The sequence below is a fragment of the Providencia sp. wls1922 genome (assembly GCF_009706505.1).
Lineage (GTDB): Bacteria > Pseudomonadota > Gammaproteobacteria > Enterobacterales > Enterobacteriaceae > Providencia > Providencia lanzhouensis.
Map to the genome: position 1 here is coordinate 18419 of NZ_WLUG01000107.1, position 13372 is coordinate 31790.

Consider the following 13372-nt stretch of genomic DNA (forward strand, 5'->3'; position numbering starts at 1 on the left):
TAAAGACTCTCTAAATATGACGATCGGAAGAGGTGGTTAGATAAAAGTACCATTATTACTCTTTATTGTTGTAACAACCTGGCGATGGTTTTGGTATAACTTCACAAGTTTGTATAGTTTCTTTGGTTTACTGTGTATAAGTGTGAATGGTTTATTTGGCTGTCTATCTATATGGCATTGATTTTTAACTAAATAAATTTATCTCTATATTTTTTTGTCAATTATCGACCTTTTGTTTTTACTCTGTATATGTGTTAAATTGTAATTCTTCGCTGTTAGGAACAAATAAAAAGTATATTTGATATAAAAAACTGTATTTGCATTCTTTTTATGATGATTCTAGGTTTAAATATATTCAACAGATAATCTTAAAACGAGTAATTGAGTTTACTTGCTTGTTTTCTATGATGAAACATACTGAAATACTTTGTAATAAGGCAAAATTAAATAACTTGCTTTATTTAGCCTAATTCAAATCTTAAAAATATATGCTTATAATGGCTCCATCGAGTTAATTAGGCTGATGGAGTTTGTTAGCATTAAATCGATATTGAAAATAAATAAAACCAACTAAATATCTAAAACATTCTTGTTTGAATTTTAATTTTAAAATTCCAATAGGAGGGGTTTTATTCGTTTAAATATTATTTTTATTTTATAGGATTTATTTCATGTTTAAGAGAACCGTAATTGCATTATCTTTAATTTCTGTTTCAAGCGCGACATTAGCAGCGGCACCCGTGGCTAATTTAAAAGTATCAGGTTCAATTACGCCACCAACTTGTACTATTAAAGGGCAGAATGAAGTTGACTTAGAATATGTATTTGATGTGTCACCTGGAATGTTCCCTGTTTCTGGTAATTTAGGACTTGATGCAAAAACAAATAGCATTGAAGTGATTTGTGATGCAGCAACTTATTTAACTTTCTCCTCTACTGATAACCGTGCGAGTTCTGTATTAACTGCGGGTGTATATAACTTTGGTTTAGGTCTGTTTGATACCGATAAAAAAGTTGGTTTCTATACAATCAATATGAAGAATGCAACAGTTAAAGCGGATTCTTCAAGTGCTGCTCAAACTGTCGGTATTTCGAATGGAGCAACATATGCCACAACAATGTATATTGATAAAACGAAAAAAATGGCGTGGGCAACAGCTGCAAGCACATTAAAAGCAGGGCAAATTTTTGCAGCAGACTTTGATGTAAAACCAACTCTGAGTTCCGAATTGAAAACAAGTTCGGGTGATGCTGAATTAGATGGTCATGCTACATTAGCCTTTGCTTTCTCTCTCTAATTTTTTGATTGAAATGAATAGATATAAATTTATATCTATTCATTATGGAACGGAACTATGATTAAAAAAATAACACCATTAATATTATCGACAGTGTTAATATCTCCAGCTGTATTTGCCAATACAACTGCAAATATAAAAGTATCCGGCAAAGTTGCAATGCCAACCTGTTTAATTAATGGAAATGAACAGTCAGATGTTATTTTTGAATTAGCAAAAACATCGCCAAGATATTTGAGTCAAACATCCTATACGGTATTACAATCACCGGTTAAAAAGAATGTCACTGTGACTTGTGATGCGGAGACATATTTAACCTATCGTGCAACGGATACGTATCAAAGTACGCCATGGCCAACGTCATCTGCGGATAACTATTTTTTCATAGTGCATTCGGATAATGCAGATAAATCAGTCGGTGCAGTGATGTTTGCTGTTTCCAATGTCACCATTGATTCTAAAACTGCTTTTGTTGCAAGTGATGGCGTTACAGCAAATAACACTGTCATGACCAAAAAAATACTTAATGGTTTTGGTACAAAGAGTTCAACAATATTCGCTAATAAATTAACAGCAGGAAAAGTATTTTCTGCAGATTTTGAAACCAGCGGTGTTTATATTAACTCTATTAACCAATTAACAGCAGCGGGTATCGATTTGACGTCTAATGTCGATTATCAAGCAGAGGCTGTGCTGGCTTTTAACTTTGGTATTTAATTAAATTCTAATGAGATGTATTTCTTGGGGAATATATGCGTTTATTTGTCACTCCAGTAACTAAAGCTACATTACTATTTGCATATTGTAGTCTGTTTTTTAGTGAAGCAGTTTATTCGCATACTTTTCAAAATAGAAATATTATTGAACAGGTTGAGTCACCCCCTACGTGTGAAATCGCCATCCCTGATGGCGGGCAATATCAATTTAATCAATTGCATGCTCGCCAGTTTAATGCGATTAACGCAACGGAAATACCCGAGATTACCAAAACATGGCAAGTGTCGTGTAATACGCCAACTCAATTGCTTGTTCAGTTCTCGGATAATCGAAGTGACTCATCACAATTGGGAAATGAAGATTACTTTGGGTTAGGGAAGGTGAATAACCAGGGACGATTAGGAAATTACCAGCTGATACTTAATCAACCTAAAGTAGATGGCCAAGCGGTTGGGATCGGTGTAGTGGAAGGCGCAGGGCCATTTCAGCGCATTCAAGGAGCGGTATTAAAAGGGAAAAAATATGCATGGTTTACAAATGAAAACGTATTATCCAGTGGAAAAAATTTCACCGTTAATATAGCCGTTAAGCCTATATTAAACAGCCTTAAAGAAACCAATGGTCCAATTATTGAGGCTGTGGAATTAGATGGCAGTGCAGATATTATATTTTCATTTGGAATATAGCTTTAATTATTAGTAATTTATATTGGAAATAAAAATAATAATGAATAAGAAAAATCATTTTTCTTATTGCCATCTATTTTTAATTTTTGTCGTACTGCATGTAAATAATTCCGATGCATCTGAATCAATAAAGGGTGGAGCAGGATCGTCAATTAATTTTGATATCGACTCTTTAAAATCACTAGGGTATGGGGCAGAGGTCGCTGAATTCTTTATGAAGGGTAATCAGTTTTTACCCGGAAATCATGATGTCACCATAAAATTAAATGGCAGTAATGAATATACTGCGAATATTGAAATCAATGAAAACGGTGAGCTTTGCCTGACTGACGGGTTAATGAGTAAGTTAAGGTTAAAAAAAGTTAACTTAGCTGACGGATGTAATACATTCGAACAAATTTATCCTGAGGCAAAAATTGCATTACATCCTAGCTCCTACCAAATTGATATGGTGGTTGCCGAAGAGAATTTAGACCCAAAACTACAAGGCAATGAGTTAACGTACGGTGGTTTTGGTGTTGTCAGTAACTATCAGTTATATGGGATGCATATTAACGGTAATTACAGTCAGCGTTTCTATCAAGGAGAGTTTGAAACGGGTATTAACTGGAATAATTGGGTTTTACGAAATAACAGTAGCCTCTCCGCTGGAGATTCAAAATCACAATATCAATTTAATGAAACTGTACTGTCAAAAAGCATCGAACCCTTGCAGTCTTTATTAGATATTGGGCAGCTTAATACGCAAGGTGCCTTTTTTGGGGGAACACCGCTTGATGGTGTGCAACTTTACTCAGATAGCTCTTTGCAAGGCTCGAATATTTTAGTTGTTCCGGTGACTGGTTTTGCAAGTACACCATCAACTGTTGAAGTTCAGCAAAATGGGCGGCTGCTATATCGAACGATGGTACCAGCAGGACCTTTTGAGTTAAATCGCATTAATAATGTGGTGATTGGTTCGCCTTTGGATGTCACGGTTTTCCAAGATAATGGTGAAAAACAGCAGTTTCAGGTGGTGACGGCCAACCAGCAAACTGCGGTGTCACCCATGAGCTATCAATTTTCAGTGGGGCGTTATCGTAGCCAAAGTGATTTGCAAACGGATAAACCCATTATTGGTAGTGCAGAAATCAGCCAGCAATATGGCATGTCAAATTATGGGGCAGGCGTACTTTATTCAAATCAATTTCAAGCGGTGAGTGGACGACTTAACTCTTATTTTGATTTTTCAACACCGATTTCTACGGGGATTGGCGTTCAAAGTGCGAGAAATAATGAAAAGCGCGGGGAGCAGATCGATTTCAATAGCAATATTGCATTTGAGAAAATGACATTCGGGGCATCTGTTTTATATCGTACGAATAAATTTCCAACCTTGGATAGTTCATTATTAAAAAAGCAACCCGCTCAGGATGAGCAAGAAAATACGAATAGATGGTTTAGTGGAGAATTACAAACTACCTCTTCGTTATTTGCAAGTTGGGGTGATGTTACATGGGGGCGCTTTAGCGCTAACGTAAACCATAATCATTTTTATGGCGATAAATCTGATACCGTTTTTTATTCAGCGGGCTATAGCCGAAAAGTTGCAGATATATCGTTGAATGTGAATTACCAAACGGGTGATGATCGAGATAGCCGAATTTTTATTAATGCATCGATGCCGTTAGGTAAGAAAAAAAGCATGAGTATGCAGAGCCAATATTACCAAGATAAAACCATGGTAATGGCAAATTACAATCAGCAAGTCAGCGATAATTTAAGGTATTCCGTTGGGGCTGGTCGTAATGATGGCACGAGTGTCGTGAATGGCAGTATTAATAATGCCAATGCGTATAGCAATATTTCGCTGAGCGGTTCGATGTCCCAGAATAATACGCACTCAGTCACTGTCTCTGCATCAGGCGGCATGGCGTATTCCGATGGGTTATTTGCAACGTCATCCGTACCTTTAGGAGACACCTTTGGCATCGTGTATGTACCGGATGCGCCAGGGGTTAGAGTCAACACGATGGGCAGTGGCACCACGATAACGAATCATTTTGGAACGGCAGCGATTTCATCGTTACCAAAGAACCAAAAGTCTACCGTGCAGCTAAATACGGAGAAACTGCCTCTGAATGTGCGCTTGGATACAACGTCGTTTGATGTTGCTGCGGCGAGAGGGACTGTCATGACGAAACGCATTCAGGCAACCACAATGCGGCAATTATTGTTGAGCATCAAAATGGCCAATGGCAATGACGTTCCATTTGGTGCCAGTGTGCTCAATAAAAAAGGTGATTATATGGGTGTCATTATGGGGGAAGGTAATTTATTACTTAGTAATGAGCAAATTGGCGATGACATTATTTTGCGCTCACCTAACTCTGATGATTGCATTATTAAATATAACGTACCGGAATTTTTTTCCGCTGAATCACTTTATGAAGAGGCAGATGCTATCTGCCAATAATCTTAATATTATTTGAATACAAGTTTGAGGTTTCAATGAAAAAGTTAATTTATATCGCATTTTTAAGTTTAATAGGCTTAATGAGCGTACCTGCAAAAGCGAGTTTCCAATTAGAAACAATGACTGTTATTTTAGATGCTGGTGAAGAGCGCAAAGTATTTAGTGTAAAAAACACATCGAAAGAGCCTATCTTATTATCAACAAAAGTCTCTGATTTAGAAGGTTCTCAGCCTATGGCTAAAGATATTATGGTATCTCCGCCTATTGTTAGAATTGAACCAAATGAAAGCCAGCAAATAAATTTTGTTTTAAAGAAAGGGTTAGATTTAAAACAAGAACAGATTTTGCGTGTTTCTTTCCAAGGTGTCGGTGCCGTTAAGCAAAACTCTGCAAAAATGCCTATTCGCCAAGATGTGGCCATGCTGATTACGCCAGCTAATGGGGTATTAAGCCAAACACCTTGGAAAAATATCGCTGTTAATCAAAAAAATAATCAACTGACGTTGACGAATACAGGGGATCAAGTTGTTCGTTTATCACCTTCAGTCACGACATTACCGAGCAATGACGCTTATACCATTGATCAATTTTATTTAAGACCGAATGAAAGCAAAACTATTAATGTGAAAAACACAGTACAGGAGTTAGTGATTTCACCGTTAAGCCGTTACGGTTTTAAAACTCAAAATAATGACACTATAAAAGTCACTCATAATGGATAACTTTATCTATCGGTAGGACCGAGAATTAAATTTTTAATTAATCGTTCCAGTACAGGGAGATATATAAAATATGAAGAGCGTAGATGAAGATAGTAAACCCGAAAATCATGTTTACTCCGTAATAATCGGCAAAGAGCTGAAACGAATTCGTAAAAAGAAAGGTTTCTCGGGCTCTAAGGTGGCTAGTCAGTTAGGTATTTCACAGCAGCACTATTCACGATATGAATGTGGGAAATGCCGCATTTCTGTTGATACATTATTAAGTATTCTTTTTATTTTAGATTTTGATTTTGGAGACTTTTTTAGTGAGTTAAGGTTCCTGCTGAATAATGATTATCATGGTGAAATCCCAAATGTGAAGTTAAGTGATACTCACAAGGATATTGAAAGTTATTTTGATAAAACAAGTTAGAATTTAATCTTATTAAGAACTTTTCTTTATTTATTCTTTTCTACATTCATCTTGATTGTAAATCCGCCATTAGGCGGATTTTTTTATATTAAAGAGTGACTAATAAAATGCGAAATCAAGCTTACTGAATAGTCGTAATATATTCTGCATTCCAAATATATTCTCCTGCTTGACTTGGGCATTTTCCTTGTAAGTGAGTTTCAATCTGTTTCTCTTTTTGCCCTGCTGGCATTTGAATGACTTGGGGCGGTTTATTGAGAATACTTTGGTTATCAAGAACAATATCAAAATCATCAGGTAAATCATGAGATCTTACGGTTAAATCCATTTTTTTACTTTGTCCCATATATCCCACAAAACCCACAGTTAACGGAATAGCAGCCTTCAGGTTGTCACCGGGTGAACAAGTTTTTAAATCAATGACAGCCGGTGCGCTGATATGAGGATACGCCATACTTGATGCATGTAAATTAACAATCGTATAGGTGAGAGTTGTCGGTCTAAACAGTATCTGTCCTCCGCTATAATTATTTGTCACTATGCTACAGTATAAAACCCAAGTTTCATCATTAAATCCTGACAGGCTCGTGACATATGTAAGTCCATTAATTGAATTATCCCCCCCCAAAATAATTGAGTACTGTACCACTCCCATTGAGTCTAATTTTTCCATCATTAAAGGTTTCTGCATAGACCCCTAATCCATGACTATAGAAAACGGTTTTCATTTCCTCTAAGCTTGGCCAGCATGCAGATCGTAATGGACCTGATGTGCCGTCGGGATTGCTGTAATCTACCTCAAATCTAAACAATGTACTTCTATTTGCGGACGTAATTTCTTCAATATATACATCTTTAATTTCTTTTAGAATAAATGTTGTTTCCGCATAAACAGACAGCGGAAACAATGAAACAATAAAAATAAATAACTGGCGCAATGTTGTTGACCTTACTGGTTAATTCGCAATTTACATCGGCTCGATAGTGACAGTAATCTGTCCATTAACGTCACCAACAGGGGTACTTGAAGTTGAGGCTACCTGCGGAACGACAGTGATTTCAGTCTTAACCCCATCTTTGGTGCTGTCTCTTTCCAAGGTGGCTGTTGTCGACGATAAATCAAGATAGTTTTCATCGAATTTTAAGCAGTAGCGCATAAAGTCAGCATCCGTTTTAATACAGGAACCATCTGCTTCATTTGCTTTGAAGGTGTATTTATATTTGTTAGTGCCTGAACAGGTGGCGGTCAAAGTAAATATTTTAGAATAAGTATCTAGGTCATCTCCGGTTGTTTTACCATTGAATACAGAACTCGGAATTTTATCTAAAGTAACGGTATCGGGTGCATCAAGTGAGCAGCCTGCCAAAACAGTCGCTTTTATTTTAACTAACGCACTTGCACTTTCCGCGCTGGCTAAGTTGATATTTACACCACTAACACAGGTGATGACCAAAATTAATTTCACGAGTTTATTGATAATTAAATTCATATTAAGCCTGTTATTTAAATAAAGAATTAAAATAGTTTTGTTATTGACCAATGATTATTGGCAATTAACATCGAATCGAATTAATGATTGCAGATCTGCATTTTCAGGTAACGAATATATGGCTTGGCACTGATTTTCATCGTCATATCCCCATTTGGCTGTTAATTCGCCAGAGGATTCGAGCCCAGATAAATAAACCTGTCCATCATCATTCACAATTGCCGTTTGGTGCCCAATCGAGACCAAGGTGCCGAAAGGCAAGTTTTTGCCATTTTTTACGATGTGAACCAGTGCGCGAGCACCTTGGCGAGTCACAAAGTTTGCTTTGACGATAGCGCCACGAGTCGGCACCGTCGTAAGAACGCTGTTTTCAATTTCTGTTTGTTCATCTAATTCGCTGCTATCTAGGGCAACACGATTTAAACGATATGGCGTTGCGTAAGGCTTGATGGTGTAACCGAGCCAATCTGTTTTCACACCACTGGTATGTTCGACGGGAATATCGCTCGCTCCCGGTGCCGAAATCAGAATGTTGGTCTCACCAAGGGGTTGACTAAAAATGATGCCGTCAGAGTGCAGGGTCACTGCACCAGAAATACCCGTTGAAACTTTACGGTAATCCTGACCGTAGCTATAACCGGCTTGAGTATTTCCATAGCCGCCTTGGTAGGCTAAGTTGATATTCCCGTCATTTCCATTACTCGATGAATATCCTTGAGCAACGTTCCAATTCAGGTTTTGTTGAGCCAGTAAACTTCCGCTTAAGCTGGTCTGCTGGACTAACTCTCCTTGGTTATCGTGGTTAACACTATAAGAGGCATACATTGACGGCGCTCCTTGAGGTAACCATTTCTGTAACGGGATGGATACCGTTAAGAAAATATTCCTATCCGTTGTTTTTACATCGTATTGATCAACATTTTTATTTAATCCATATGAGAGCGTGTAATTAATATCGCCAATCTGGCTACTCAACCCTGATTGTATGGACACCGAACTGCCATTTCGCTCCCAAAAACTCTGGCGGACACCGGTTAAATAAATAGAACCAACCCCTGTTATCTTTTGTGAGATATTGGTCTGTATTCTTTCACGCTTATTATCGTAAAGATTAAAATAGTCGGTATGGTTGGTTTTCAGTTCCCCATTGGTATCAAGGGTTTCATTTTGTGATAGCCAGCCAGACATCCGGTTTAACGATGTTTCTTGCAGGGTATAGTAGCCTCGGGTTGAGTAGCGATACCCAGTGAGTTGAAGGTTAGTGCCGGTTTCAGGGAAGGCTCGTGCGTATAGAAAACGCAGTGACTGTCCTTGATAGCGACTCCCATCGGTTAATTGGCTATTGGCATGGGTGATATCTGCTGAAAATGCCCCCCATGTCCCTAAGTTAAAGCCGGTACCAACTGCTCCTGCCAGATAGTTTTTAGCATATTGAACGCCGCCATACAGCGTTGTTAATGACGATGCTCCCCAGATAAGCGTCGTTTCTCCAAATTGAGTCGTATCATAATTGCTGTTATCCGAGCGAAGCTCACCGGCGGTCAGGCTATAACTCATTCGACCTTCTCGTAATAACAGCGGAACAGAGGAATAGGGCACGATAAATGATTGAATATCGCCGTTAGCTTCAAGAATACTGACTTGCAAGTCACCACTCGAACTCATGGCGTTTAAGTCGGTAATGGCGAACTCACCAGGCGCGACATTAGCTTGGTAAATTAAATAATCATTTTGGCGAATTTCAATGGTCGCATTACTGTTTGCTACGCCGCGGATAATCGGCGAAAACCCTTGTTGACTAGAAGGGTACATACTTTCGTCCGTTCGCAATTGTGCGCCTCGAAAAGCCAGTGAATCGAAAATGGTATTATTAGTTGAACTGTCGCCTAATACTAAACGGCTTCGCCAAGGGATGATCCCTCGCTCGACATAGCTGTTGAGATGTTGCCAGTTACTTTCTTGATTATGTTTGCTTTTATAGCTGGTCCATGTCCGGTTATCACGGTATCTCCAGCTCCCTAAATTGACGCCATTTCTTAGATTCAAATAGATATTTTTACTGAAATCGTGCTGATATTGGTTATCAGTGACACCTAATGTATAGCTGGTAAATAATGCATTAATTCCTTCATCCCATTGGTTTGTTGGGATTTCATCTTTGGCTAAATTATTTAATGCTATTTGAGGAATACTGATATTCAATTTCATTTTCGGAAAATCAAATTCAGTGCTCGCATTAGGAATTAATTGCGCCAGAGGAATACATTGATGGTTGTCCGATTGTAGCAATGGAAGGCTATCAATATTGACTCCCAGCTCAGCCAGTTCCTGCGGCGTTAACAGTGGGATTAACCCTGTTTGGTCTGCTACGAATTTAGGTAATTGGTCATCTTGCTTTTGGCAATCTTGTGCTTTGACAAAGGTAATATTTCTTCTGTATTTGAGATTGCCATTCAATAAAACATCAACGTCATAGGTTCCTGGTAATTGTGAACCTTGGCTTACGAAAGTACTTAAGTCAGCAATATGCTCTGAATCGATAGAGATCAAAGAAGGTGGAAAATAGTAATTTTCTCCCTCTTGGGCGTTAGTGCTTGGTATTACAAAAAGGCAGATAAATAAGTATGAGGGTCTCAAATGGTTATTGATGATTTTTTTGTATTTTTTTAGTGAAACGAACATAGAAAACCTTATTTCCATTTGAAATAAAATAGATTAATTCTTAATTGAAAATGGCTGGTTTTGGTGAAGTGATCCCACCAAAATCATTGATTGAACTGAACGTCAATTTACTGGTATCAAACCCTGCTGGTGCATTAACCTCAATATGACTAAATGGTGCGATCATCGTTGATGGTAATTCATTATTTCCTGAATGAAGATCCGTTAAGGTCATGTAATACGGTGATGGATTTGATATTTTAATTTTTTGGTTATCAATCTTGCTAAATCGGATAAGGTTTTCTGCTTCCTTTGGTGTGATCTTTAATCCTTTTGGTCGAACGAAAAGTTTAACTCGAGTTACAGCCGCAAGGATTAATGCATTCTTATCAGCTAATTCATTCCGATCAAGGGATGGAATAGCCTTTACATTAAAATAAAATAGAGATTCTTTATCTTTCGCTAATTGTTCACCCACATAAACTAATCGAATAGTATTTTCATTTCTTGGTGCGCTAGTAAATAAAGGGGGAGTGGAAATAAAATCGCTTATTTTATTTCCTTTAGCATCTTCAATCCAAGTTTGAACTAGAAAAGCTGATTTGTCTGAGGTATTTCGAATACCCGTGGTAATTTGCTTACTTTCTTGTGGGTAAATAATTCGGGTGCTATCAAGTGTAATTCCACCAGCTAAACAAAGAGAAGAAAAACCAAAATAGAATAACGAAACCAGCCATTGATAATAATGACTTGCTTTAGGTAGCGAAAACATAAAAACTCCGGATATAAAATAATGCGCACCCGCTATGACACGGGTGCAAAGACAGAAATATTACTGATAAGTAATCGTGAAATTGGCAGATGCGTTAGCAGAACCCGCAGTAACTTCATTTGCTAATGCGATGTACTGTGCTTGGAAGCGTAATGTGCTGTCACCTTCATTCAACTTAATAGCATCCGTTGCCTTTGAGCCATTAACAGTTACTAACTTATTGTTTTGTAAAATTTGGATGCCCACGCCAGTTGCGATTGTTTGCCCACTTTGAGATGCTACTGGAGCAAGGATTTTTTCTTCGTCAAGAATGGTATTACCATCAAAAGTCAGAGAGGCATTTTTAAATGTTTCAGTTGCACATCCGGTTAATTTAATATCAAAGCCAACGGGTGATGATACAGAATCTTTACCATCAAAACCATCTTGGCGGTATTGACCTAAATTAACAGTTTGTGAAGCATCATCATTATCAATAACGCAAGGGGTATTCACAATGGTACCCGCAAAATTAACAACGCCACCACTGACAGTCACAGGAGCTAATTCTTCTGGAGCATTAGGTTCTCCTTCTGCAAATACATTTGCAGATAAAGCTAGAGAAATAGGCAATGCGATAGCGATTAACTTAAATTTCATTATATTACTTTCCATTAGATAAAATTTTAAAAGGGGTTATTTCTTTTTTGGTGCTTGCATTCAAAATAAAGCATGCACTCCGAAAAATACATTTATGTATTTTTGAGATTGCCTACATGAATTACACCGTCAGTTTCTAACTCGTCAATAAGTAAATTGAAAAGTCTATTTTGTTCTGGTTTTATTACCTTATTACTAAATTCATCAAAGGGGATATTTAATACATTTAAAAGTCTTAAAATACTTTCAATGCTTAATGTCGATATCCCTCTTTCATATCTTGATATTTGTTGCTGACTGACTGATATTAAGGATGCTAATTCTTTTTCAGATAATCCTTTGCTTATCCGTGCATTTCTAATAAAACGTCCTATTTTTTCATTTAGTTTCATTATATTGATAATTAGTTAATTACCTAGGTTGGTTAAATATGAGTTGTTTAATTGGATGATTTCAAAACGAGGCGAATTGTAGATAGGTTAAATAATGATGTAAATACTCAAAATATGATGAAATATAATGTTACATTCAAATGAAATAAAAACCCTAGAATATTGGCTATTAAATTACTCTTTTTATGAGTTAAATCTTAAGTGAAATAAAAGATTTTTTGGATAATGACGTAGATCAATAAATAAAATCTATTTACTAATCCCGAAATGAAATAAAATGATACAATATATAATATTTGCTTTCATTTTGCACTTTTGGTTACTCATTATGAGGGTTTTTATGGTGTGCTGTATTGCGGTGAAGTCTGTTTTTATAAAGAAATAAACTATTTAAATATTAATTAATACAGTCCATTAGCTGACAATTAACAATTGTAAGCGAGTATTTATAGTTAATTTAATGAAAACAAAATCCCCACGAATTAAATAATGTAGAGTGGGGATTTATTTTATTATGATACTTAATGATGAATGAGACGCATTAATTGTTGTTGAGCATTGGCGAGTCCAGTCTCATAACCTTCGGGTTTCATATCTAAACCTTCTGCGTAGATAAACTGAACATCATTAATACCCATTAACCCTAATACAGAGTTTAAATAAGGGGTAATTGCATCGGTCTCTTGCCCGTAATGAATACCGCCTCGAGCACTAAATACCAGCGCTTTGACATTTTCCACTAACCCCAGTGGGTAGGTTGCGGTATAGCGAAAAGTTTCTCTAGCACGAACCACTAAATCAAACCAATTTTTCAATTCAGTTGGTACATTGAGATTGTACATTGGCGCACCAAGGAGCAGTAAATCACTCTCTTTAAGCTCAGCAATAAGCTGGTCAGAAAGCTCTGTGGTATTTTTTAAATCAGAATTGCTAATTTCTGCGCCTCTTAATGCTGCGAAACGGGCTTGATTAAGAACGGGTAATGGATTTTCTGCCACATCACGCTCGATAACACAGTCTTGATAGCCTTGGGCTTTACGTTCATCCAGATATTGCTGAATTAAGGTATTGGTTTGCGATTGTGCACCGTTAATACTGGATTTGATAACTAAAATTTTCATGGAATTG

13 protein-coding genes are annotated in these 13372 nt (G+C 37.1%); 6 read left to right on the forward strand and 7 right to left on the reverse strand.

Annotated features, from left to right (window positions below):
• Positions 1 to 671: 671 nt before the first annotated feature.
• The 6 genes from GKR71_RS15025 to GKR71_RS15050 all read left to right on the forward strand — a co-directional run bounded on the left by GKR71_RS15025 (position 672) and on the right by GKR71_RS15050 (position 6290).
• Complete coding sequence (locus GKR71_RS15025) at positions 672 to 1298, forward strand: fimbrial protein (protein WP_108479469.1); 627 nt, start codon at positions 672 to 674, stop codon at positions 1296 to 1298.
• A gap of 57 nt (positions 1299 to 1355) precedes the next feature.
• Positions 1356 to 2015 carry a fimbrial protein gene (locus tag GKR71_RS15030; RefSeq protein ID WP_108479468.1) on the forward strand — a complete coding sequence of 220 codons (660 nt, stop codon included), beginning with the start codon at positions 1356 to 1358 and terminating at the stop codon, positions 2013 to 2015.
• 35 nt (positions 2016 to 2050) lie between these two features.
• Entirely contained in the window at positions 2051 to 2701 is a 651-nt protein-coding gene (locus tag GKR71_RS15035; protein ID WP_154634510.1) for a hypothetical protein, read from the forward strand.
• 40 nt (positions 2702 to 2741) lie between these two features.
• The gene (locus GKR71_RS15040; protein WP_154634511.1) at positions 2742 to 5156 is read left to right on the forward strand and encodes a fimbria/pilus outer membrane usher protein; all 2415 of its coding nucleotides are present in this window, start codon (positions 2742 to 2744) and stop codon (positions 5154 to 5156) included.
• A gap of 35 nt (positions 5157 to 5191) precedes the next feature.
• Entirely contained in the window at positions 5192 to 5878 is a 687-nt protein-coding gene (locus GKR71_RS15045; protein ID WP_108479465.1) for a fimbria/pilus chaperone family protein, read from the forward strand.
• Positions 5879 to 5948: 70 nt separating this feature from the next.
• The gene (locus tag GKR71_RS15050; RefSeq protein WP_108479464.1) at positions 5949 to 6290 is read left to right on the forward strand and encodes a helix-turn-helix domain-containing protein; all 342 of its coding nucleotides are present in this window, start codon (positions 5949 to 5951) and stop codon (positions 6288 to 6290) included.
• Positions 6291 to 6411: 121 nt separating this feature from the next.
• On the opposite strand, the gene GKR71_RS15055 is transcribed toward GKR71_RS15050, so the two are convergent.
• The 7 genes from GKR71_RS15055 to GKR71_RS15085 form a co-directional block, all read right to left on the reverse strand.
• Complete coding sequence (locus tag GKR71_RS15055) at positions 6412 to 6981, reverse strand: hypothetical protein (RefSeq protein WP_230085098.1); 570 nt, start codon at positions 6979 to 6981, stop codon at positions 6412 to 6414.
• 277 nt (positions 6982 to 7258) lie between these two features.
• A complete protein-coding gene (locus tag GKR71_RS15060; protein ID WP_036954072.1) occupies positions 7259 to 7780 on the reverse strand; it encodes a hypothetical protein in 522 nt (173 codons plus the stop codon).
• A 54-nt stretch (positions 7781 to 7834) separates the two neighbouring features.
• The gene (locus GKR71_RS15065; protein ID WP_230085099.1) at positions 7835 to 10462 is read right to left on the reverse strand and encodes a fimbria/pilus outer membrane usher protein; all 2628 of its coding nucleotides are present in this window, start codon (positions 10460 to 10462) and stop codon (positions 7835 to 7837) included.
• A 40-nt stretch (positions 10463 to 10502) separates the two neighbouring features.
• Entirely contained in the window at positions 10503 to 11213 is a 711-nt protein-coding gene (locus tag GKR71_RS15070) for a fimbria/pilus periplasmic chaperone (RefSeq protein ID WP_036954075.1), read from the reverse strand.
• Between the two features lie 60 nt (positions 11214 to 11273).
• Complete coding sequence (locus tag GKR71_RS15075) at positions 11274 to 11852, reverse strand: fimbrial protein (protein ID WP_154600404.1); 579 nt, start codon at positions 11850 to 11852, stop codon at positions 11274 to 11276.
• A gap of 92 nt (positions 11853 to 11944) precedes the next feature.
• Positions 11945 to 12244, reverse strand: coding sequence for a helix-turn-helix domain-containing protein (locus tag GKR71_RS15080; RefSeq protein ID WP_036954081.1), 300 nt, complete (start codon positions 12242 to 12244; stop codon positions 11945 to 11947).
• 521 nt (positions 12245 to 12765) lie between these two features.
• A complete protein-coding gene (locus GKR71_RS15085; protein WP_036954084.1) occupies positions 12766 to 13365 on the reverse strand; it encodes an FMN-dependent NADH-azoreductase in 600 nt (199 codons plus the stop codon).
• Positions 13366 to 13372: the final 7 nt, after the last annotated feature.